The 22,460-nt window shown below is 67.5% G+C and carries 25 protein-coding genes; 23 read left to right on the top strand and 2 right to left on the bottom strand.

Annotated features, from left to right (window positions below; all coding sequences use genetic code 11):
* Positions 1-162 precede the first annotated feature (162 nt).
* From ACO06P_RS09540 to hypB, 22 genes are all read left to right on the top strand, one after another.
* On the top strand, positions 163-1,356 hold the full coding sequence (locus tag ACO06P_RS09540; RefSeq protein WP_420349885.1) for an ROK family transcriptional regulator: 1,194 nt from the start codon (positions 163-165) through the stop codon (positions 1,354-1,356).
* A 120-nt stretch (positions 1,357-1,476) separates the two neighbouring features.
* A complete protein-coding gene (locus ACO06P_RS09535) occupies positions 1,477-2,919 on the top strand; it encodes a sigma-54 dependent transcriptional regulator (protein ID WP_420349884.1) in 1,443 nt (480 codons plus the stop codon).
* Positions 2,920-2,945: 26 nt separating this feature from the next.
* Entirely contained in the window at positions 2,946-3,164 is a 219-nt protein-coding gene (locus ACO06P_RS09530; protein ID WP_420349883.1) for a hypothetical protein, read from the top strand.
* A 278-nt stretch (positions 3,165-3,442) separates the two neighbouring features.
* A complete protein-coding gene (locus tag ACO06P_RS09525; protein ID WP_420349882.1) occupies positions 3,443-4,405 on the top strand; it encodes a HupU protein in 963 nt (320 codons plus the stop codon).
* A 25-nt stretch (positions 4,406-4,430) separates the two neighbouring features.
* The gene (locus ACO06P_RS09520) at positions 4,431-6,029 is read left to right on the top strand and encodes a nickel-dependent hydrogenase large subunit (RefSeq protein ID WP_420349881.1); all 1,599 of its coding nucleotides are present in this window, start codon (positions 4,431-4,433) and stop codon (positions 6,027-6,029) included.
* A gap of 101 nt (positions 6,030-6,130) precedes the next feature.
* Positions 6,131-6,517, top strand: a complete 387-nt coding sequence (locus ACO06P_RS09515) for a hypothetical protein (RefSeq protein ID WP_420349880.1) — start codon at positions 6,131-6,133, stop codon at positions 6,515-6,517.
* Positions 6,518-6,542: 25 nt separating this feature from the next.
* The gene (locus tag ACO06P_RS09510) at positions 6,543-6,890 is read left to right on the top strand and encodes a hypothetical protein (RefSeq protein ID WP_420349879.1); all 348 of its coding nucleotides are present in this window, start codon (positions 6,543-6,545) and stop codon (positions 6,888-6,890) included.
* Positions 6,887-7,393 carry a hydrogenase maturation protease gene (locus ACO06P_RS09505; RefSeq protein WP_420349878.1) on the top strand — a complete coding sequence of 169 codons (507 nt, stop codon included), beginning with the start codon at positions 6,887-6,889 and terminating at the stop codon, positions 7,391-7,393. Before ACO06P_RS09510 ends, ACO06P_RS09505 begins: the two co-directional genes overlap by 4 nt.
* An 8-nt stretch (positions 7,394-7,401) precedes the next feature.
* Positions 7,402-7,719, top strand: a complete 318-nt coding sequence (locus ACO06P_RS09500; RefSeq protein ID WP_420349877.1) for a hypothetical protein — start codon at positions 7,402-7,404, stop codon at positions 7,717-7,719.
* A 118-nt stretch (positions 7,720-7,837) separates the two neighbouring features.
* Positions 7,838-8,833, top strand: coding sequence for a hypothetical protein (locus ACO06P_RS09495; RefSeq protein WP_420349876.1), 996 nt, complete (start codon positions 7,838-7,840; stop codon positions 8,831-8,833).
* An 84-nt stretch (positions 8,834-8,917) separates the two neighbouring features.
* Complete coding sequence (locus ACO06P_RS09490) at positions 8,918-9,112, top strand: hypothetical protein (RefSeq protein WP_420349875.1); 195 nt, start codon at positions 8,918-8,920, stop codon at positions 9,110-9,112.
* A 10-nt stretch (positions 9,113-9,122) separates the two neighbouring features.
* Positions 9,123-9,344, top strand: coding sequence for a hypothetical protein (locus ACO06P_RS09485; RefSeq protein WP_420349874.1), 222 nt, complete (start codon positions 9,123-9,125; stop codon positions 9,342-9,344).
* Positions 9,345-9,350: 6 nt separating this feature from the next.
* Complete coding sequence (locus ACO06P_RS09480; RefSeq protein ID WP_420349873.1) at positions 9,351-10,229, top strand: NifU family protein; 879 nt, start codon at positions 9,351-9,353, stop codon at positions 10,227-10,229.
* 4 nt (positions 10,230-10,233) lie between these two features.
* Positions 10,234-11,412 (top strand): NHL repeat-containing protein, encoded by a 1,179-nt coding sequence (locus ACO06P_RS09475; RefSeq protein ID WP_420349872.1) that lies wholly within the window; start codon positions 10,234-10,236, stop codon positions 11,410-11,412.
* Positions 11,409-13,817, top strand: a complete 2,409-nt coding sequence (gene hypF, locus ACO06P_RS09470; RefSeq protein WP_420349871.1) for a carbamoyltransferase HypF — start codon at positions 11,409-11,411, stop codon at positions 13,815-13,817. The genes ACO06P_RS09475 and hypF overlap by 4 nt, the downstream gene beginning before the upstream one ends.
* Positions 13,795-14,076 carry a HypC/HybG/HupF family hydrogenase formation chaperone gene (hypC, locus tag ACO06P_RS09465; RefSeq protein ID WP_420349870.1) on the top strand — a complete coding sequence of 94 codons (282 nt, stop codon included), beginning with the start codon at positions 13,795-13,797 and terminating at the stop codon, positions 14,074-14,076. Before hypF ends, hypC begins: the two co-directional genes overlap by 23 nt.
* 37 nt (positions 14,077-14,113) lie before the next feature.
* A complete protein-coding gene (locus tag ACO06P_RS09460; protein ID WP_420349869.1) occupies positions 14,114-14,815 on the top strand; it encodes a D-sedoheptulose-7-phosphate isomerase in 702 nt (233 codons plus the stop codon).
* A gap of 4 nt (positions 14,816-14,819) precedes the next feature.
* Entirely contained in the window at positions 14,820-15,962 is a 1,143-nt protein-coding gene (gene hypD, locus ACO06P_RS09455) for a hydrogenase formation protein HypD (RefSeq protein WP_420349868.1), read from the top strand.
* Complete coding sequence (gene hypE, locus ACO06P_RS09450; RefSeq protein WP_420349867.1) at positions 15,959-17,023, top strand: hydrogenase expression/formation protein HypE; 1,065 nt, start codon at positions 15,959-15,961, stop codon at positions 17,021-17,023. The genes hypD and hypE overlap by 4 nt, the downstream gene beginning before the upstream one ends.
* 26 nt (positions 17,024-17,049) lie before the next feature.
* Positions 17,050-17,769 (top strand): hypothetical protein, encoded by a 720-nt coding sequence (locus ACO06P_RS09445; protein ID WP_420349866.1) that lies wholly within the window; start codon positions 17,050-17,052, stop codon positions 17,767-17,769.
* Positions 17,769-18,011, top strand: a complete 243-nt coding sequence (locus ACO06P_RS09440; protein ID WP_420349865.1) for a hydrogenase/urease maturation nickel metallochaperone HypA — start codon at positions 17,769-17,771, stop codon at positions 18,009-18,011. Before ACO06P_RS09445 ends, ACO06P_RS09440 begins: the two co-directional genes overlap by 1 nt.
* A complete protein-coding gene (gene hypB / locus ACO06P_RS09435) occupies positions 18,011-18,886 on the top strand; it encodes a hydrogenase nickel incorporation protein HypB (protein ID WP_420349864.1) in 876 nt (291 codons plus the stop codon). Before ACO06P_RS09440 ends, hypB begins: the two co-directional genes overlap by 1 nt.
* A gap of 76 nt (positions 18,887-18,962) precedes the next feature.
* On the opposite strand, the gene ACO06P_RS09430 is transcribed toward hypB, so the two are convergent.
* Positions 18,963-20,090 (bottom strand): NAD(P)/FAD-dependent oxidoreductase, encoded by a 1,128-nt coding sequence (locus ACO06P_RS09430; RefSeq protein ID WP_420349863.1) that lies wholly within the window; start codon positions 20,088-20,090, stop codon positions 18,963-18,965.
* 95 nt (positions 20,091-20,185) lie between these two features.
* Positions 20,186-21,223, bottom strand: coding sequence for a LacI family DNA-binding transcriptional regulator (locus ACO06P_RS09425; RefSeq protein ID WP_420349862.1), 1,038 nt, complete (start codon positions 21,221-21,223; stop codon positions 20,186-20,188).
* 142 nt (positions 21,224-21,365) lie between these two features.
* Here ACO06P_RS09425 and ACO06P_RS09420 point away from each other — a divergent pair, with 142 nt between their 5' ends.
* The gene (locus ACO06P_RS09420; RefSeq protein WP_420349861.1) at positions 21,366-22,364 is read left to right on the top strand and encodes a substrate-binding domain-containing protein; all 999 of its coding nucleotides are present in this window, start codon (positions 21,366-21,368) and stop codon (positions 22,362-22,364) included.
* Positions 22,365-22,460: the final 96 nt, after the last annotated feature.

Raw genomic sequence — 22,460 nt, 5'->3', positions numbered from 1 at the left:
ATGAGGTCACTCTACGGGTGAAGGCATCCCTGCGTATGAACCTTTTATTATTTCATTTTGAATTAATTAATATACTTGATCGCCCGTAGGCCTTCCACTAGATTTCTGCCTTCGATTCTTGATCGCTTTATCAAGGACTTGTTGCACTGGGATGCCTGTTTCGTGAACGTCGGCACCAATCTCGAACAGGCGAAGGACTACAACCGGCGGGTCATCTTCAACGCGGTGCGCCAGCATGGGCCCACGACACGGGCCGAACTGGCGCGCATGACCGGCCTCACGGCCCAGACCATCTCCTCCATTACCGCTGCCCTGCGCGAACAGGGGCTCATCCGCCTCGGCGAGCGGCGCAAGGGGTTTCGCGGCCAGCCGGCCGTGGAGATCGAGGTCGATCCGGACGGCGGCTGCGCCGTCGGGCTGAACCTGGACCGCGACAGCATGACCATGGCGCTGGTGGACCTGACCGGCACAGTGCGCCAGCGCCTGACACGCAAGCTGGATTATCCGACCCCGGATCAGGCGCGCGACCTGGTGGGCGGGGAACTCGATCGCCTGGTGGCACCCCTCGGGGTGCTGCGGGATCGGATTCTGGGGATGGGCGTCGCCTTCCCGGGCCGTTTCCGGCGCGGCGAGGCCGGAATCCACGCGCCCACCAACTTCTCCGCCTGGCACGGACTGGACGTCCGCGCGCTGCTGTCGGAGGTGACGGGGCTGGAAACCTGGGTCGAAAACGACGGCAACGCCGCGGCCCTGGGCGAGTTGCTCTATGGCGCCGGGCACGGGTGGAAGTCGTTTTTCCTGCTCTACATCGGCGCCGGGGTCGGCGGCGGGCTGATCGTCAACGGCCAGCCCTTTCGCGGCGCCTCGCGCAACGTCGCCGAGGCGAGCCGCCTGCCGCTTCCCACCGGAACCAAGGAGTTTTCCGCCGGCGGGCGGCTGACCCACGTTGTCTCGATGTACAACCTGATGCGCCGCCTGCAGGCCGCGGGCCTGTCCGTCGAGGGCCCGGAGTCCCTGACGGCGCTGTTCCGGCGGGGCGAACCGGAACTGCTCAACTGGCTGGACGAGGGGGCGGAAGCCCTGGGCTTCGCCCTGACCTCGGTGCAGTTCCTGCTCGATCCGGACGCCATCGTCCTCGGCGGGCGACTGCCGGACATCCTCCTCGACGAACTTCTGACCAGAACCCGCTGGCACCTGGAGGGCTGGTTCAACGGCCAGCCCAACCCGCCACGGCTGGTGAAGTCGCGCCTGGCCGGGGATGCCACGGTCCTGGGGGCGGCGGCGTTGCCACTCCACGCGCGCCTCGCGCCCTCGCCGGAGACCGTCTGGATCAAGACGGGTGCCGCCGGGTCCTGACGCGACCCGCGATAGGGCGGCGTGAACGGCGGCCGCGGTAGCCCGCCCCGACCGGCTTGACCTCGAACGTCGACCGGGTAGACTGCATTCGTCCTTTTCATATTGATAAGAAGCTTAGCAGTGCAGACAGAGCACACCGTTCTCCTGGTCTCCGCAGATGCCGATTTTCTTGCGACGGCGACGGAGGCCCTGGGCGCGGATCAGGACTACCGGCTGATCCACTGCCGCAGCGAACAGGAGGCGGCAGCGCGGCTGAACGAACTGCAGGCGCACCTGATCATTTGCGACGCCGATCTGATCGGCGACGAGTCCGCCAATGTGCTGGTCAGCGCGCGGATCTCCCATCCTCACGTGGCGCGCCTGCTGTTCGGCTCCACCGCGGCGGCGGAGCGCTGTGCCGGGATTGCCCGGCGTGCGGCCAGCTATCTCTATGTCATGAAGCCGGTGCCGCGTGACCTCATTCGCCTCCTGGCCAAGCGGGCGCTGGAACTCAGCGAGCTGTCCCGCCGCCACCGCGTGCTGTCGCGCGAACTGAAGATCTCCATGGACGACGACATCTTCGCGCAGCGCGAGGAGTTCTCCGTGAAGGGCGGCTGGTCCCAGTTCGAGAAGCTGGTTTACGTCAGCGCGAAAATGGCCGAGCTCTGCGCCGAGGCCAGGCAGGCCGCCCAGACTGAACTGCCGGTGCTGATCCAGGGCGAGACCGGCACCGGCAAGGAACTGCTGGCCCGGGCCATCCATTTCAATTCCAAGCGTATGAACTCGCCGATGCATGTGCAGAACTGCGGCGGCATGTCCGACGACACCCTGCACTCCGAGCTCTTCGGTCATCTGCGCGGCGCCTTTACCGGCGCCGTTTCGGACCGTCTCGGTCTGTTCCGGGCCGCCGACGGCGGTACGATCTTCCTGGACGAGATTTCCGAAATCTCGCCGAGCTTTCAGGTCAGCCTGCTGCGCTTTCTCCAGGAGGGAGAGGTCAAGCCGCTGGGCGCCGACCGCCTCTACCATGCCGACGTGCGGGTTATCGCGGCCAGCAATCGGCCCTTGGAGAAGCTGGTGGAGAAGGGGGAGTTCCGCCGCGATCTCTATTACCGGCTGAAGGGATTCGAGCTGCACATTCCGGCGCTGCGCGAACGGCCGGAGGATATCCCGGTGCTCACCGAGTTCTTTGTCGAGAAGTATGCCGGCGTCGTCGGGCGCCGCGTTGTCGGCGTCACCAAGGACGTGCTCGCCAAGCTCGAGGCCTACGCTTTTCCCGGCAACGTGCGGGAGCTCGAGACGGAGATCCGGCGCATGGTGGCCGTCGCCGAGCAGGGTGGCTACATCGCCGCCCGCCACCTCTCGCCGGTGTTCGACCGGGTGACGGTGCGCAGGGACGACGCCTTCGACCTGCCCGCCGACGGCAGCAGCCTGAAACAGATGGTCGAGACGCTGGAGAAGCGGGCGGTCACCGCTTCGCTGCAGCGCCATCACTGGAATCAGAGCCGCGCGGCCGATGAACTGGGGCTGTCGCGAGTCGGTCTCGCCAACAAGATCAAGCGCTACGGTCTGCAGAACGCCTGAAGGCTGGGTGAGAAGGGGGGCAGCCGGTGAGCGAGGATGATCCACGTGTCGTGCGCTTTCCCTTCTCCCGCCTGCGTCCGGGCGGGAGCGAGCCGGCGAGGGACCTGGGCCTTACACCGCTGTCGCGGCAGATCGACGGCAGCGGCCGCAGCGCCAAGGGCCACTGGTGCAGCCGCTGCAAGGGGATCTGGTGGAGCTACTTCCTCGAGTCCGAATGCCCGGTCTGCGGCAACCGCCACGGCTGACTCCTGAAGCGCCGCGCAGCCAAAAAAGACCATCCCGACTGCAAAGCAGCTTTTCAGCGCTGCCAGCAAAGTTTCTTTGCACTTGCCCGCGATGCATCAGCGCCCGCTTGTTGATGCGCCGCGGTAGCGGTTTGATTTCTCGCGCAAAGCATCGCGAAGAACAGCTTGGCATATCCCTTGCTTAACCAAGCCTTAAGGGTCTGCGACGGCCCGCAGTGAAAAAACGCCGCGCGCAAAGGTCGGCGTCCGGCGGTACGGCGAAGCACGGGAGGAGAAGAATGGCCAATCTGTTGTGGCTCCAGGGCGGGGCCTGTTCCGGCAATACCATGTCGTTTCTCAACGCCGAGGAACCCAGCGCCTGTGACCTGGTGACCGACTTCGGCATCAACGTTCTCTGGCAGCCCTCGCTGGGTCTGGAACTCGGCGACGATGTGAAGGCCATCCTGGAGAAGTGCATCTCCGGCGAAATCCAGCTCGACATCTTCGTCTTCGAAGGCACGGTGGTGAACGCCCCGGACGGCACCGGCGAGTGGAACCGCTTCTGCGGCCGCGCGATGAAGGAATGGGTGAAGGAGCTTTCCGCCGCCGCCCAGTTCGTCGTCGCCATCGGCGACTGCGCGACCTGGGGCGGTATTCCGGCCACCGCGCCGAACCCCTCCGAAAGCCAGGGCCTGCAGTTCCTCAAACGCGAACACGGCGGCGCTCTTGGGGCCGGCTTCACCTCCAAGGCCGGCCTGCCGGTCATCAATATTCCCGGCTGCCCGGCCCATCCCGACTGGGTCACGCAGATCCTGGTTGCCGTCGCCACCGGGCGCGCCGGCGACCTCTCGCTCGACGAGTTCCAGCGGCCCAAGACCTTCTTCTCCAGCTTCACCCAGACCGGCTGCACCCGGAACATGCACTTTGCCTACAAGGTCTCGGCCACCGCTTTCGGCCAGCGCAAGGGCTGCCTGTTCTATGACCTCGGCTGCCGCGGCCCGATGACCCACAGCCCCTGCAACCGCATTCTCTGGAACCGGGTGTCGTCCAAGACCCGGGCGGGCATGCCCTGCCTCGGCTGCACCGAACCGGAGTTCCCCTTCTTCGATCTTGCCCCCGGCACGGTCTTCAAGACCCAGACGGTCATGGGCGTGCCCAAGGACCTGCCCGCCGGCGTCGACAAGAAGGGCTACGTGAAACTCACTGCCGCAGCGAAGGGCGCCGCCCCGGCCTGGGCCGAAGAAGACATCTTCGTCGTCTGAAGAACGACATCTGGGAGGACTTACTATGTCTGCAGCCGTTCAAACCCTGGATATCTCGCCGGTCGGGCGGGTCGAAGGCGACCTGGATGTCCGCGTCGACATCGAAAACGGCGTCGTCACCAACGCCTGGACCCATGCGGAGCTGTTCCGCGGTTTCGAGGTGATTCTGCGCGACAAGGACCCGCAGGCGGGCCTGGTCGTCACGCCGCGCGCCTGCGGCATCTGCGGCGCCTCGCACCTCACCTGTGCGGCCTGGGCGCTTGATACCGCCTGGGGCACCACGGTGCCGCGCAACGCCATCCTGGCGCGCAACCTCGGCCAGTTGGTTGAATCGCTCCAGTCGCTGCCGCGCCACCATTACGGCCTCTTCATGATCGACTTCACCAATAAGAACTATGCCTCAAGCCAATTCTTCGAAGAGGCGGTGAAACGCTACTCGCCCTTCACCGGAACCTCCTACGAGGCGGGCGTGACGATTTCCGGCCGGCCGGTGGAGATCTATGCGCTGATGGGCGGCCAGTGGCCGCACTCGTCCTACATGGTGCCGGGCGGCGTGATGTGCTCGCCGACGCTGACCGACGTCACCCGCGCCTGGTCGATCCTGGAGCACTTCCGGCGCAACTGGATCGAGCCGCTGTGGTTCGGCTGCTCCATGGAGCGCTACGAGGAAATCAAGTCTTACGACGACTTCATGGCCTGGCTGGACGAGCGCCCGGAACATGCCAACTCCGACCTCGGCCTCTATTGGCGGATGGGGATGGAGATCGGCCTGCAGAACTATGGCAAGGGGCACGGCAAGTTCATCTCCTGGGGCTACCTGCCGCATGAGGACAGGTACCAGAACCCGACCATCGAGGGGCGGAACGGGGCTGTCATCATGAAGTCGGGCGTCTACGACGGCGCCAGCGACAGCTTCAAATCGATGGACCAGATCCATGCCCGCGAGGACATGACCCATGCCTGGTACGACGAGACGGGCGAGACCCATCCCTTCGACCGGGTGACCAATCCCGTCGGCAAGAACCCGGTGGACCCGGAGGGCAAGTACTCCTGGTGCACGGCGGTGCGCCATGCCGAGAACGGCCGCCTGGAGGCCGGACCCCTGGCCCGCCAGCTCATCGCCGGCGGGTCCCATGGCGAGGATTGGCAGCACAGCGATCCGCTGATCCTCGACATGTACCGCAAGATGGGCGGGGCCTCGATCCAGCTGCGGCACTTCGCGCGCATGCACGAGCTCTGCAAGCTCTACCGGGAGGCCGAACGCATCCTGCGCGAGTTCAAGTTGAACGACGAGTGGTACATCAAGCCGACCGAGAAGGATGGTCAGGGCTGGGGCGCCACCGAGGCGATCCGCGGCGCGCTCTGTCACTGGATCGACGTGCGCGACGGCAAGATCCGGAACTACCAGATCATCGCCCCGACCACCTGGAACGTCGGGCCCCGTGCCTCGGACGGCGAGCGTGGACCGATCGAAGAGGCGCTGATCGGCACGCCGATCAAGAGTTCGGCGGATCCGGTGGAGGTCGGCCATGTCTGCCGGTCCTACGACTCCTGCCTAGTCTGCACGGTGCACGCCCACGATGCCAAAACAGGAGACGAACTGGCACGCTTCCGCACTGCCTAAGCCCAAGACGGCGATTGGGGGGTGGCCTGCCACCCCCTTTCCGTCAACAATAACGATAACAAGAAACAACGATAAAAAATGGCAAACTGGGGAAGGGGCGGATGACGCAGGCTGCCACGAGGGATCAGGAGACCGCCGAACGGGAGGCCTATATCGCACGCTACGGCGTCGCGCCGGGCGAAGCCGATCACGCCACCCTGTTGCGGATGATCGAGGATCAGATGAACGAAGGGCTGAAGACCATGGTCGAGCCCTTTCCGGAGACCGACAAGGAGTTCGCGGCCCTTCTCGACGAGCTGCGGCCGCTGAGCGCCGACCAGCTGCGCGAAAAGCTGGTGATCAGCGGCTGGCTGCTGAAGCCCTACGGCGAAGAGGAAATGCGCTGCCAGGAGTGCATGTACTACCTCGTCCACAAGCGCTGGTGCGACCTGCCGGAGCTCAGCCTGCCCGCCGAGCCCGACTGGTGGTGCCGGCTGTGGCGGATCTGATCCTGGCAGACCTGAGGAGGCCGTGATGAGCGAAACCGCATCCGCGCCGCCGGTCGATGCCGCCGATGAGGAGCGCCAGCGGGCCGAGATCGCGGCGCGGCTGAAAGCGGGTCTCGAAACCGAAGCCTGGCCGCGGGCGGAGACCTCGGAGATGGTGAACGAGATCGTCGCCCGCCTGCAGCGCGCGGCGCTGGGGGACCTCGACGCCAAGCTCATCATTGCCGGTGTGACCGACCACACGGTCGAGGCTGACGAGATCGAGCAGCCCTGCGAGACCTGCATGTACTACCTGGTGCACCGGCGTTTCTGCGAACTGCCGGAGCTGATGATCCCGGTGGAGCCGCAGTGGTCCTGCCGGCTGTGGCGGATATGAGCCTGTCCCCGGAAGCTCTGCCCGAAAAGCCAGCGTTCGAGCTGGCGGTGATCGGCTGCGGCAATGCCAACCGCAGTGACGACGGCGTCGGCCCCAGGGTGATCGCGCTGTTGCGGGAGGCGGCGCTGCCGCGCGGGGTGGCGGTCTTGGATGCGGGCACCGACGGCATGGGCGTGATGTACAGCGCCCGGGGTGCCAAGCGGCTGATCATCGTCGACGCGCGGGCGCCGGAGGCGGCGCCTGGTGCGGTCTATGAGGTGCCCGGCGACGCGCTGATGGCGCCGCCGCCGCAAAGCCTGAACCTGCACGACTTCCGCTGGGATCATGCGCTCTATGCCGGGCGCAGGATCTACGGCGAGGCCTTCCCGTCCGAGGTGACGGTCTTCCTGGTGGAGGCGGAGCGCCTGGACCTTGGTCTGGACCTCAGCCCCGCGGTCGAGGCGGCGGCGCGCCGCGTTGCCGGACAGATCGCCCGGCTCGCCGGTGCCCTGGAAGCGGGGTGACGCCGGCCATGGCCGCCACCGTCGATGTCCGTGCCGGTACCGTCTATCTCTCGGCGGCGGTCGTCGAGCGTTACTTCCCCGGCATCGATGCGGTCATCGTCCTGATCCGCGAGGGCGGGCTGCAGGTGCTGCCGGTCCACCGCATGGCCGCCGGGGGCTGCCTGCTGAAGGTCCGCAATGCCGCTGGCGACCGGGTTGCCACGGCGCCCGATGTCTTCCACGCCAACGGCCTGGGCGACTGGGCCGCAGAGGGCCTGGCCGCCCGCTGGTCGGCGCATCACGGCGCCTTGGTCGTCGACCTGCCGTCGATGGAAACTGCAAACTAAGTTTGCAAACCAAAAAAGAAGTAGACAGTTATTTGCAAGGCAGCTTTACTATCTGAAAAGATGGTTTTGCGGCCTTGACCCGGCTGCGCCATCCGAGAAAACCGGGAGGAAACGGGGCATGACCGCACGCAGCCGCACGGAAGATCAGGTGAAAGCCGCCCTGCGGGTTGTCGAAGAGGCGGAGGCGACTCCCGAAGAGAAGGCCGAGATGCTCATGGAGGTCGCCATGGGCCTCCAGCAGAAGCCGCAGGCGGCCGAAGACCTGGAAGCGGCGCTTCAGCTCTACGCCCTGGCCCTGGACCTCTGCCCGCCCGAGCGGGCGCTGCTGGCGGCGCGGATCCGCGCGCGCCGGGGCACGGCGCTGCTGGCCTTTCCGGCAGAGGGGCCGGAGACCATCGTCGAAGCGCGCGAGGCCTTTGAGACTGCACTCGAGACCTTGCGGGTCGAGGGCGCGGCGGAAGAGGTGGCCGAGGCGGAAATGAACCTGGGCCTCGCGCTGCAGAACCTGGCGGGCGCGCAGATGGCGCGCATCCAGGATGCGATCGGCGCCTATCAGCGCGCCCTGCGTACTTTCGACCGTCAGCGCTTTCCCAAGGAGTTCGCCATCCTGCAGAACAACCTGGCGACGGCCTTTCTCTCCATTCCCTTCACCGACGAGCGCGGCAAGATGCGCGAGGCCCTGGCCGTCCAGGCCTTTGAAGAGGGCCTTTCGGTCGTCACCCTCATCGACCATCCGTCCGAATACGCGATGCTGCAGAACAACCTCGGCAACGCCCTGCAGTACGTTTCTTCCAGCCACCGCGTCGAGAACGGCCTGCGCGCGCTGGAGGCTTACGACGAGGCCCTGAAGGTGCGCAGCGCCCGCACTGCGCCGGGCGAGTACGCCAACACCATCGCCAACAAGGCCAACTGCCTGGCCAATCTGCCTGATGATCCGGCCGATCCTGCAGCGGGCAATGCGGGCAACTGCGCGGCGGCCATCGCGCTCTACCGCGAGGCCATGACCATTTTCCAGGACCTCGGCGAGCGCGAGAAGTCGACGACCCTGCAGCTTGCCATTGCCGAACTTGCCGGCGAAACGGAACGCGAAAGCCTGCGGGCCAACGGCGCCTAGCCGGGTGCCGGCGCGGTTCCGTTCAGCCCACTCGAACCAGAGGCCCATTCGGACAAGAGGCCCATTCAGACAAGAGGATAAGACATGGTGATTGCATTTCTCATCGTTTCGCTGGTCTCCGGCATCGCGGCGGCCATGGTGGCGGGCGCCCTTTCCGGCGTGCGCATCGGCGGCGAGGCGATCGGCAACGAACTCGCCGCCTACATGGGCTCGCTCTACGGGTTCCTATCAGGCTCGGTCGGCGTGCTGCTGGGCCTGATCATTCTGCTGCTGCTGTGAGGAGGGGACCATGCTGAGCACGGCAATCGATTCCGCGAAGCTTCTCCTCGCCGGCAAGCTGTTCAAGGACAATGCGAAGGTCATGCGCCAGATCGCCATCGGCGCCGGCAGCGGTGCCGCGGTGGTGGTGGTGGTCGGTCTCTTCGCGCCCATGTGGGTGGCGGCCGTCGCCGGGGGCGCGGTCTCCGGGGTGCTGCAGCCGATCCTCTTCAAAGACCTGAAGTACGCGTAAGAGGCCATGGCCCGGACCGCCGAACAAAACACTTCGGAAGGCGCCGAGCGCAGCCTGGAAGCCATGCTCCAGGACATCGCGGCGCTGGAGGCGCTGGCCGCAGACTGGCCGGAGGCCCACCGCAATGCCGCGCTGGCCCGGTCGCGGGCCATCGACGAGCTGAATGCCGAAGCCTTCCGCCGGCTCATCCGCTCCCTGAAAGCGGCCCCCGGCATGGCGGCGGCGCTGCGCAGGGCGGCTGCCGACGAGGTCGTCTATGCCGTGCTGCGGCGTCACGGGATTCTGAAGCCGTCGCTGTTCGAGCGGGTCGACGCCGCCCTCGACACCATCCGCCCGACCCTTGCCGGCCATGGCGGCGATGTCGAACTGGTGCGGGTCGAGCCGCCCTTGGCCGAGGTGCGGTTCCTCGGCGCCTGCGACGGCTGTCCGGCCTCCATGCTGACCTTCTATGCCGGGGTGAAGAAAGCCATCCAGGACAATGTGCCGGAGATCACCGAGGTCAAGCAAGCCAAGGGCCTGGGCGGTGGTGGCGCCGAGGCGGTGCACTTCACCTCGCCCTTTGCCGCGCAGCAGACCGACGGCTGGCAGGCGGCGGTGGCTCTGGCCGAGCTGCCGGACGGCGCGACCAAGGTGGTCGAGGTCGCCGGTCATTCCCTGCTGCTCTCGCGCTTCGGCGACAAGGTGACCTGCTTCGAGAACGCCTGCGCCCATATGGGCATGCCGCTGGACGGCGGCGAGATCGCCGATGGCCTCATCACCTGCCCCTATCATGCCTTCCAGTACTCGCTGGAAAGCGGCGAGTGCCTGACGGCGCCGGAAGTGCAGCTTCAGCCACAGGGCGTGCGGGTGGTCGGCGAGCGCATCGAAGTCCACCTGGCGGAGTGAGGCGATGCGGGTCGCGATCTCCCCCTCTTTCGAGCCGGTAAAGGCGCCGGGGAGCGTGACCGCAGGGGCGCCGCTGCTGGACCCGGCGGGGCCGCGGGTCGTTCTCGGCTGGACCGCCGAGGCTCTGGCGGCGCCGATCGAACCCTCGCCCAGCGTGCTCTTCGGCCCCCGCGGGGTCTGCCTGCATCCGGACGGCTCGCTCTGGGTCGCCGATACCGGCCATCACCGTCTGCTCGGCTGGCGGCGGGCCCCCAGAGCGGACAACGCGCCGGCCGACTTCGTGATCGGCCAGCCGGACTTCGGTCGCGAAGGGCGCAATGCCAAGGGGGGCGCCGGCGCCGACACCCTGAACGTGCCCACCGGCCTCTGTGCCTGGGGGGCGGGCCTGGCGGTTGCCGATGCCTGGAACCATCGGGTCTTGTTGTGGCGCGAGACGCCGCGGGATTCCCATCAGCCCGCCGACATCGTGCTCGGCCAGGACAGCCCGGCCGGCATGCTGGCCAACCGCGGCGCCGACCTGCCGGAAGCTGCCACCCTGCATTGGCCCTATGGCGTTGCGGACCTCGACGGGCGGCTGCTGGTCGCGGATTCAGGCAACCGGCGGGTCCTGATCTGGGAGAACCCGGAGCACAGCGGCCAGCCGGCCGACCGGGTTCTGGGGCAGCGCGACTTTGTGACGCGGGACGAGAACGCGGGCGGCCCGGTCGGTGCCATGGGCATGCGCTGGCCGCACGGCATCGCCTTCTGGCAGGGCCGCCTTGCGGTTTCCGATGCCGGCAACAACCGCATCATGCTCTGGGACGGCCTGCCGCCGCGCTCCGCCGCACCTTGCGGGCTGTTGCTGGGGCAGGCAGACTTCGCCGCCTGTGACCACAACATGGGCGCCTATTACCCCGATGCTGCGGCCGTGAACATGCCCTATGCGGTGACCGTGGCCGGCGGTCTGCTGATCGCTGCCGATACCGCGAACTCGCGCCTGCTCGGCTGGAGCCGGCCGGCGATGACGGCGCCTGCCGAACGCCTGACCGGGCAGCCGGACTTTGCCTCCAAGGGCGACAACGCCTGGGGCCTGCCGGCCCGCGACACGCTCTGCTGGCCCTACGGGCTTTCCGCGCTCGGGCGGCAGGTCGCCGTCGCCGACAGCGGCAACAACCGCGTGCTGCTCTGGGACCTGGCGTCATGAAGGGCGAGGCCATCACCGTGCGCGGCCAGGTCCAGGGCGTCGGTTTCCGCCCGACGGTCTGGCGCATCGCCACCGAACTGGGCCTGACCGGCGATGTCCGCAACACGGGCGAGGGCGTCGAGATCCGCCTTTGGGGCGCGGCGCTCGACCGCTTTGCCGAACGGCTGCGCGCGGAGGCGCCGGCCCTGGCCCGCATCGACGGCCTGGAACGCCGGCCCCTGGACACTGCGGCGGACGTTCCGGCGCCCGAGGTATTCCGGATCGCCGCCTCCTCCGCCGGGGTGATGCGCGCTGCCGTCACACCCGATGCGGCGACCTGCCCGGACTGCCTGGCGGAGATGCGCGATCCCTTCGACCGGCGCTACCGCTACCCCTTTGCCAACTGCACCAACTGCGGGCCGCGCTTTTCCATCGTCGAGGGTGCGCCCTACGACCGCGACAAGACCACCATGGCCGCCTTCGCGCTCTGCTCGGACTGCCGCGGCGAGTACGAAGATCCGGCGGACCGGCGCTTCCATGCCCAGCCCGTGGCCTGTCACCGCTGCGGGCCGCGCGCCTGGATCGAGCATCTGGGCGGCGGTGCGGTGAACCACGAAGCCTTTTCCATGCTCGACGACGTCGATGCCGCCGGCGGCATGCTGATGATGGGCCACATCGTCGCGGTGAAGGGCATCGGCGGCTTCCACCTGGCCTGCGATGCCACCAAGGACACGGTGGTCGCGCGTCTCAGGGCGCGCAAGCGCCGCCGCGGCAAGGCCTTCGCGCTGATGGCCCGGGATGTGGAGGTCATCCGCCGCTACTGCACGGTTACGGCGGCCGAGGAAGCGCTGCTGAACAGCCCGGCGGCCCCCATCGTGCTGCTGGAAGCGACGGGCGAAGCGCTGCCGGAAGCCGTGGCCCCGGGTCTCGACCGGGTCGGCTTCATGCTGCCCTATACGCCGCTGCATCACCTGCTGCTGCGCCGCATGACGCGCCCGGTGGTCATGACCAGCGGCAACCTCTCCGGCCGGCCGCAGTGCACGGATAACGACGCAGCGCGGGCGGAGCTGGCGGCTGTCGCCGACTTCGCCCTGATGCACGACCGGGGGATCGCCAACCGCATCGACGATTCCGTCGTCCGCCTCGACCTCGGCCGCCCGCGCCTGCTGCGCCGCGCCCGCGGCTATGCGCCGGCCCCCATCGCCCTGCCGGAAGGCTTCGACCGCGACCGGCAGGTGCTGGCGCTCGGCGGCGAACTGAAGAACACCTTCTGTCTGGTGAAGGACGGCCAGGCGGTCCTCAGCCAGCACATGGGCGACCTGGAGGACGCCGCGACCGCCGCGGACGTCAGCCACAACCTGCGCCTTTACGAAGAGCTCTTCGAACCGGCGCCGGAGGCGATCGCCGTCGACTGCCATCCGGACTATCTCTCGACCAAGCGCGGTCAGGCGCTGGCGGAGGAGAAGCGGCTGCCGCTGGTCGAGGTGCAGCACCACCACGCCCATATCGCCGCCTGCCTGGCCGAAAACGGCTGGCCGCTCGAGGGCGGGCCAGTTCTCGGCATCGCCATGGACGGCCTCGGCTATGGCGCCGACGGCACGGTCTGGGGCGGCGAGTTCCTGGCCTGCGACTATCGCGGCTATGAGCGCCTCGGGTTTCTGAAGCCAGTCGCCCTGCCGGGCGGCAGCGCCGCGGTGCGGGAGCCCTGGCGCAATGCCTACGCCCACCTGATGGCTGAGATGGGTTGGTCCGAGTTTGCCATGAACTTCGCCCAGCTTGATCTCTATCAACGGCTGGAGGCCGCCCCCCGTGCGACCCTCGATGCCATGATCGCCAAGGGTCTGAACGCACCTCTGTCGTCCTCCTGCGGGCGGCTCTTCGATGCCGCCGCGGCGCTTTGCGGCTTGGCGTGGGAGGCCCAGGCCTACGAGGGCGAGGCGGCGATGCGTTTCGAGGCGGCCATCGACCCGGCGGCATTGGAGGAGGCGGAGGATCTCGCCTATCCCTTCGCGATCCCGCTGCTCGGCGGCAAGGGCAAGCCCTACATCGAGCCGCTGGCCGCCTGGCGGGCGCTGTTGGGCGATCTGCATCTGAAGACGCCGTTGGGGGTGATTGCGGCGCGCTTTCATCGCGGCCTCGCCAGGGCCATCGTCGCCATGGCCGCGCGGCTGTCTGGTGGTTTGGCGGGGGATGCGAACCGCTTTTCCACCGTCGCGCTAAGCGGCGGCTGTTTCCAGAATGCCACGCTTTTCAAACTGGTCCACGAGGGGCTGGAGCAGCGAGGCTTCACCGTGCTCAGTCATGAAAAGGTGCCGGCCAACGACGGCGGGCTGGCGCTCGGCCAGGCGGTCGTGGCGCTGGCACAAAAACAAGGCGGTCTGCGCCACGAAGCAGGAGAGAGACATGTGTTTGGGGATCCCCGGTAGGATCGTCGAGATCACCGACGCCGCGCGCAAGCTCGGCCTCGTGGAGGTCGCCGGTGTCGGGCGGCAGGTCAATCTCGCCTGCATCGTCGACGAGGAGCATCCGCTGGAGGCCTGCGTCGGCGACTGGGTGCTGGTGCACGTGGGCTTTGCCATGAGCCGCATCGACGAGGACCAGGCAGCCGAGACCCTGGCGATCCTTGCCGAGTTGGGCGAGGTGCAGGAGGAACTGGCGGCGATGCGCGCTTCCGGCAAGGCGTGAAGCCTTTGTCCGGAAGAACGAGACGGAGGGCAGAAGTATGAGCGGCAAGACCGCGTTGGAGGGCCTCTATCCCTTCCTCTACGGCGCCGGGCAGGACGCGGCGGCGGTCGAAGCCGGGCTTGTCGAATCGCTGCGCCAGAAGGCCGACCATTCGGTGGAGACCAAGCGGCAGTTCTTCGAGCGGAACGCCGGGAAGATTGTCGCCGTGGCCCAGGCCGTCGCCGCTGTCTACCGCAACGGCGGGCGGCTGTTCACCATGGGCAACGGCGGGTCCGCCTGCGATGCCGCCCACATCGCCGTGGAGTTCCAGCACCCCGTGACCGCCGGCCGCCCCGCGCTGCCGGCGAAGAATCTGACCGCAGATATTGCGATGATGACCGCCGTCGGCAACGACGTCGGCTTCGAGCACATCTACCTGCGCCAGATCGTCGCCCACGGCCGCGCCGGCGACGGCCTGATCGGCGTCTCCACCAGCGGCAACTCGGCGAACCTCATGGCCGCCTTCGAGAAGGCAAGGGACATGGGCATCACCACCATCGGGCTGGCCGGCATGGAAGGTGGCGCGATGGCGCGCAGTGGCGCGCTCGATCACTGCCTAGTGGTGGAGACCGACAGCATCCACCGCATCCAGGAGTGTCACGTCGCCATCTATCACATCCTCTGGGATCTGGCCCACACCCTGTTGGCCGACACCCGCGGCGGCCTTGCCGATGCCGGCGCGTCCGAGGCGAAAGGCTGAAACCATGAAGTACGTCGACGAGTTCCGCGACCCGGAGAAGGCCAAGGCGCTGTTCCGCGAGATCGAGGCCCTGGCCGCGCGGATCGAGACCCGTGACGGCAAGCCCCTGCAGGTGATGGAGGTCTGCGGCGGCCATACCCATTCGATCTTCCGCTACGGCCTGGAGGGCATGCTGCCGAATAAGATCGAACTGGTGCACGGACCCGGCTGCCCGGTCTGCGTGCTGCCCATGGGCCGGGTCGACGACTGCGTGGCGCTGGCCGAACGGCCGGAGGTCATCTTCACCACCTTCGGCGATGCCATGCGGGTGCCGGGTTCGAAAAAGAGCCTGCTGCAGGCCAAGGCCGAGGGCGCCGACGTGCGCATGGTCTACTCGCCGCTGGATGCCCTGGCGCTGGCCCGCGACAACCCGGATCGGGAGGTGGTGTTCTTCGCCCTCGGGTTCGAGACCACCATGCCCAGCACGGCGCTGACCGTGCTGCAGGCCGAGGCAGAGGGCATCGAGAACTTCTCCCTGTTCTGCAACCACATCACCATCATCCCCACGATCAAGGCGATCCTCGATTCGCCGGATCTGCGGATCGACGGTTTCCTGGGCCCGGGCCACGTGTCCATGGTCATCGGTAATCAGCCCTACGACTTCATCGCCCGCCACTACAGGCGCCCGGTGGTGATCGCCGGCTTCGAGCCGCTGGACATCCTCCATGCCCTCTGGATGCTGATGAAGCAGTTTGCCGAGGGGCGCTGCGCAGTGGAGAACCAGTACGACCGCATCGTGCCCGGCGAAGGCAACCGTCAGGCGCTGGAAGCTGTCGCAAGCGTTTTCGAACTGCGCGAGTTCTTCGAGTGGCGCGGCCTTGGCTCCATCGATCATTCGGGCATGCGTATCCGCGACGCCTATGCGCGCTTCGATGCGGAGCGCCGGTTCCCGCTGCCGCAGGTGAAGATCGCCGATCCCAAGTCCTGCCAGTGCGGCGAAGTGCTGAAGGGCGTCATCAAGCCCTGGCAGTGCAAGGTCTTCGGCAAGGCCTGCACGCCGGAAACGCCGATGGGCGCGCTGATGGTCTCCAGCGAAGGCGCCTGCGCGGCCTACTATCAGTACGGCGGGGGTGCACGCGAGCGCGCCCCGGTGGAGGCGGCGGAATGAACGTCATGGCGCCCGGCAACCCGCCAAGCGGCCGTTTGCGCGCCGAGCGCGTCACGCTTGCCCACGGAGGCGGCGGCAAGGCCATGCGCGATCTCATCGACGACGTCTTCGTCGCCGCCTTCCGCAATCCGGAGATGGGCGAGATGGAGGACCAGGCACGGCTGACCTCGGCGGCCCTGGCCGAGCCCGGTGCCCAGCTTGCCTTCACCACCGACAGCTTCGTGGTCGATCCCCTCGAGTTTCCCGGCGGCGATATCGGCACCATCGCCGTCTGCGGCACGGTGAACGACCTGGCGGTCGGCGGCGCGCGGCCGCTCTGGCTCTCGGCCTCCTTCATCATCGAGGAGGGGGTGGAGGTGGCGCTGCTGCGGCGCATCGCCGCCTCCATGCGCCGGGCAGCAGACGAAGCCGGCGTGGCCATCGTAACCGGCGACACCAAGGTCGTCGGCAAGGGCTCGGCGGACAAGCTCTTCGTCACCACCGCCGGCGTCGGCGTCATTCCGCCGGGCCGCAGCCTGGCGGCCAGCCGCATCCAGGCCGGCGACGTCGCCATCGTGAACGGCGTGCTGGGCGACCACGGTGCGGCGATCCTGGCGGCACGGGGCGACATGGCGCTCACGACGGACATCCCTTCCGACTGCCGGTCTCTGAACGGTCTGATGGAAGCGGTGATCGCCGCCGCGCCCAATCTGCGCGCCGCCCGGGACGCGACCCGCGGTGGGCTCGCTTCGGCCCTCAACGAGATGGCCGAGGCCGCCGGTGTCGGCATCGAGATCGAGGAAACGGCGCTGCCGCTGCGCGACGAGGTCAAGGGCGTCTGTGAAATCCTGGGCCTCGACCCGCTCTATCTTGCCAACGAGGGCACCCTCGTGCTCTTCGTACCGGCTGCGGAGTCGGAGGCGGCCCTGGCCGCCATGCAGGACCATCCGGCCGGCCGGGATGCGAAGATCATCGGCCGCGCGGTGGAGGCCCACGGCGGCACTGTCGTCATGCACACGCTGTTCGGCGGGCAGCGCATCGTCGACATGCTGGTCGGCGAACAGCTGCCGCGGATCTGTTAGGACTCGTTTTTTAAGGGGACAGGGTTTTGGAAGGGTTTTTGGTACTGGGGTTTCTGATCGGTATGCAGCACGCGCTGGAGGCGGATCACCTGGCGGCGGTCGGCGCCATGGCGGTGAGCGGCAAGTCGTCAAAGCGGGGTCTGGCCCTGCGCGGGGCTGTCTGGGGGCTCGGCCACACGATCACGCTCTTTGCCATCTGCGCGGCGGTCATCCTGATGGGTCTGACCCTGACGGAGCAGACCTCGGCGGCGCTGGAGTTCGGTGTCGGCGTCATGCTGGTCCTGCTGGGCCTGGACGTGCTGCGCCGCTTTCGGGCCAAGCGCATCCACTTTCACGTCCACAGCCATGACGCGGGGCGACCGCACCTTCATGCCCACAGCCATGCCGGCGCAACCGCGGCGCATCGCGACGACCCGCACGATCACCGCCACCCGGCGGGCTTTCCCCTGCGCGCGCTGGGGGTCGGGCTGATCCACGGTGCGGCGGGTTCCGCCGGCCTGCTGGCACTGGCCGTGGCGGCAACCCAGGACGCCTGGACGGCACTGGGTTACGTTCTCGTTTTCGGTCTCGGCTCCATCCTCGGCATGGCGGCGCTGTCTTTTGTGGCCGCCTGGCCGCTGGGCGCGGCAGAGCAACGGGCGCGCTGGATTCACACGGGGCTGACGCTGGGTGCGGCGGCTCTGGCAATTGTGCTGGGCGTCGACGTCATGGCCGGCACGGCGGAGACCGCCTGGGGAAGCCTCTGATGCACGAACTGGGCCTCACGCGCAACATCGTCGCCATCGTCGGCGAGCATGCCGGTTCCCGGCGCGTGCGCCGCGTGCGCCTGGCGGTCGGCCCGCTGGCCTGCGTGGAGCGTGAGGCCCTCAGTTTCTGTTTCGACATCGTCGCCGAGGGAACGGCGCTGGAAGGGGCAGCCCTGGAGTTTCTCGACGCCGAGGGCGACGTTTTCATGATCAAGAACTTCGAAGTGGAGGAGGCGGCCTGATGTGCGGAACCTGCGGATGCTCTGATCCGGCCAACGCCGTGACCCTGACCGATCTGGACAAGGGCGAGCAGGCGCTGCTGCGCCAGGATGCGGCCGCTGGAGCGCCCCATCATCATCACCACGATCACGACCATCACCATGGCCATGATCACGACCACAGCCACGACCATGATCATCCTCATGACCACGTCCACGGGCCGCATGGTGAGGTGATCGCGCTGGAGCAGGCGGTGCTGGCCAAGAACGACCGCATCGCAGACCGCAACCGCGGCTGGTTCGAGGGGCGCGGCGTGCTGGCCCTGAACCTCGTCAGCTCGCCCGGCGCCGGCAAGACGAGCCTGCTGGAGCGCACCATCGAGGCGCTGCAGGGCCGCGTTGAGATCGCCGTCATCGAGGGCGACCAGATGACCGTCAACGACGCCGAGCGCATTCGCTCTGCCGGCGCCCGGGCCGTGCAGATCAACACCGGTGCCGGCTGTCACCTGGAAGCGGACATGGTGGCTGAGGCGGTGAAGACACTGGACCCACGGGCCGGCTCGATCCTGATGATCGAGAACGTCGGCAACCTGGTCTGCCCGGCCATGTTCGATCTCGGCGAACGGATGAAGATCGCCGTGATTTCGACCACCGAGGGCGAGGACAAGCCGCTGAAGTATCCGCACATGTTCCGCGCCGCCGAGGTCGTCGTGATCAACAAGATCGACCTGGCCCCCCATGTGGACTTCGATGAGGCGCTCTGCACCGCCAACATCAAAAGCGTGAACCCGGAGGCGCGCCTGTTCACGCTCTCAGCGCGCACCGGCGCAGGGATGGATACCTGGCTCGCCTTTCTGGAGGGCGAGCGCGGCGCGGCCTTCGGACTGGCAGGCGAGTAGCCGCCTCCGCCTCAGGCGAGAACTTTCGGTCGTAGAGCGGATTCACCGGGTTGGATGGATCGCTTTCGCGATTCCATCAAACCCGGATCTGCTCTAGGCGCGCCGGGGCGATGGCCTCCGCCGTGAGCCCCAGTTTTGCGACGTCGTCCGGCAGGCCTGCACCGGTCGCGAGCGCAGCGGCGCAGCGGGCCGCCGCCGGTGCCGTCTGGATGCCGTAGCCGCCCTGGCCGGCCAGCCAGAAAAAGCCTTCCGCCGTCTCGTCGAAGCCGATCACCAGGGACTTGTCGGCGACGAAGCTGCGCAGCCCGGCCCACTTGTGGGCGATGCGCCGCACCTTCAGGGTCGTCGCGCGTTCGATGCGGTCGACGGTGACGGCGATGTCCAGTTCTTCCGGCTGCACGTCGCAGGGCTCCATGGGCGTCTCGTCGCCGGGTGAAGCGAGCAAGCGTCCCGACTCGGGTTTGAAGTAGAATCTCTCGGCGATATCTGCGACCAGCGGCCAGGCGCGGCAGTCCACGTCCTCCGGCGCGTCGAAGGTGATGGCTGTGCGCCGCTTGGGCTGCAGCCCGATGGGCTCTGCACCGGCCAGGCGGCCCAAAGTGTCCGCCCAGGCGCCGGCGGCGTTCACCAGCACCGGGGCGACAAAGACTCCCTGGGCGGTCTCCACCTGCCAGGCCCCGCCGGTCCGCCGGGCGGCGGTCACCTCCGCGCGGGTCACCACCTGGCCGCCGCGCCGCCGCAGGCCCTTCAGATAGCCCTGTTGCAGGGCGTGCACGTCGATATCGCTGGCGTTCTCTTCAATCAGCCCGGCAGCGGCATAGCCCGGGCGGACGACAGGCACCAGTTCGGTCACCTCGGCGGCCGTCAGTTCAGCCGTATCGGCACCGGCGTCCTTCTGGAAGCCGGCAAGATCATCGAGCTGATCCTCTCGCGCCAGATAGACCGAGGGCCGCGGTGAGAGCAGGGCATGCTCGGCAAAGCCTTCCGGCGGCGCGTCGTAAAACGCCCGGCTGGCCCGCGTGATGGCGCGGATGACGTCGTTGCCGTAGCTCTCAAGGAACTGGGCCGCCGAACGTCCGGTGGTGTGGTAGTCCGGCGTCTCCTCGCGCTCCAGCACGATAACGCTGGCGCCGGCGGCCAGTTCGTAGGCGGCGGAGGCGCCGGCGATGCCGGCCCCGACAATGAGACAGTCGCAGCTCTGCATGATCAGTCTTTCGGAACCCGGAACCGGCGCGGCATAGAGGCGCAAAGCCTAGCGGTGAAAGCGGTCGCGGTCACGCCCGGAACCCTGAGGTCGCCTCAGCCGGGCGTGACGAGGGTCGGGGTGACGCGCACGACCTCCGGCGTCGTGGTGTCGGACTCCAGCAGGCGAAAGGCCTCGCGGATCAGCCCTTCCACGTCCTGGCGCATCATGATCACCGGGAAGCGCAGGTAGCGCACGAAGGGATCGTAGTCGTAGCAGCCCACGACAAGGCGCTCGACCGTCTCCGGCGGCAGGGAAGCGAGGAAGCTGAGGCCGCCCTCGAAGGCGATGGTCGAATTCACCAGCAGGGCGCGGGGCGCCGTCGCCGGATCGCGGAACAGCTTCTGCGCCTCCTTGGCGACGATCTCCGGATTGTATCCGGTGGCCACCACCTGCTCGGCGGCGCAGGTGCCGGTGCGCCGCTCGACCACGCTGCGGAACCCGGCAATGCGTTCGCTGGTGGCGAAGTCTTTTTCGCGCCCGCCGAGGAAGAAGATGCGGCCCTTCAGGTGGGCATCGGAATCCGGACGCGCGTCGAACATGGCTTCGGTCAGGGTCATCGCGCCGGCCCGGTTGTCGGAGATCACCGAGGCGGCGAGCTTGCCGGGCAGGTCGACGTTGACATGGCGCACCCCGGCATCGGCGCAGAGACGGCTGACCGCGTCCGGGTCGGTGGCACCGGCGACGAAGAGGGAGTCGACGGCATAGGAGATCAGCGTGTCGACGGTGCGCTGCTCCTCCTCCGGGTCGCGGTGGGTGCTGACGGTGATCGGGCAGAGCCCGCGCTGGCGCGCCTCGACCTCGAAGGACTGGGCGAGAGAGGCGAAGAAGCGGTTGTCGTACATCGGCATGATGAGCCCGGCGATGCCGGAGCGCGACTGCCGGAGGCCGCGGGCCTGCAGGTTGGTGCGGTAGCCCTCCTTCAGCGCGGCCTGCTGGATCTGGCGCACCGTGCTTTCCTTGATGCGCCGCTGCCGCCAGGTGCCGTTGAGCGCCGCGCTGACCGTCGACGGCGAGGCGCCGGTCAGCTGCGCCAGATCGTAGATCGTGGTCTTTTTGGCCGCACCCGGCCGGTTTTTCCCCGCGACCTTCACATCAGACTCCGAACACACTTGACTCCCAACGGGAGTCTAATACCCTTTGCTCTATCGATTGTGCAAGCAGGCTTGCCTCAAAGAAGGTAGGAGAAACACTAAACAGACAATCGTCCATAACGAGAATCATAGGGAGGATGGGATGTTCGCGAGAGTTTTGAAGGCGGCTGTAGTCGCGCTTGCCATGGCCGGGATGACGGCAGCGGGCAGCGTGGCGGCGGCGGACAAGCCGAAACTGGGCGTCGTGGTCAAGATCGGCGGAATCCCCTGGTTCAACGCGATGGAAGTCGGCATCGAGCAGCGCGCCGAAGAGCTTGGCATGGATGCCTTCATGATCGGCCCGACCAGCGCCGATCCTGCGCTGCAGGTGCGCGCCATCGAGGATCTGATCGCCCAGGGTGTCGATGCCATCGGCGTCGTCCCCAACGATGCCGAGGTGCTGGAGCCGGTGCTGGCCAAGGCCCGTGCCCAGGGCATCAAGGTCATCACCCACGAAAGCCCGGACCAGCAGAACGTCGACTGGAATTTCGAGTTGGCCTCGGCCAACGGCTTCGGCGAAGCGCATGCCGACCTGCTGGCGGAAAAGATGGGCGGCACGGGCGACTACGCGGTTTTCGTCGGCTCGCTGACGGTGCCGCTGCATAACGCCTGGGCCGACGCGGCGATCGCCCACATCAAGGCCAACTATCCGGATATGAACCTGATCGGCGAGCGCCACGGCGTGGCCGAGAGTGCCGACGACAGCCGCAAGACGGCGCTCGACCTGATCTCCGCCAACCCCGACCTCAAGGGCTTCCTCGCCTTTGGCAGCCAGGGTCCCATCGGGGCCGGGCGCGCCATCGAGGAGCGCCGCAAGGTCGGCGACATCCATGTCCTCGGCCCCTTCTCGCCGGGCCAGGGACAGAAACTCATCAAGTCCGACGCCATCTCCGGCGGCTTCATGTGGAACCCCATGGAGGCGGGCCGTGTCTTCGTCACCATGGCCGACCTTCTGGTGAAGGGTGAAGAGATTACCGCGGGTATGGAGATCGAAGGACTGGGTACGGTCAACCCGGAGCCGGGTTCGACCAACATCATCGTCGACCAGTTGGTGACCATCAACAAGGATACGGTCGACGAGCTCGCGGCCATGGGCCTCTGACTGCTGTGACCTTGGGGCGGTGCCTGCTGGCGCCGCCCCATTCTTTTTGCGAGGCTCTTTTCCTTACAGGCGCGTCCTTAACAGAGGATTGACCGC

It is taken from the genome of Pelagibius sp. (assembly GCF_965227505.1).
Classification (GTDB): Bacteria; Pseudomonadota; Alphaproteobacteria; order Kiloniellales; family Kiloniellaceae; genus Pelagibius.
This window is presented reverse-complemented; position numbering and strand designations above follow the sequence as displayed.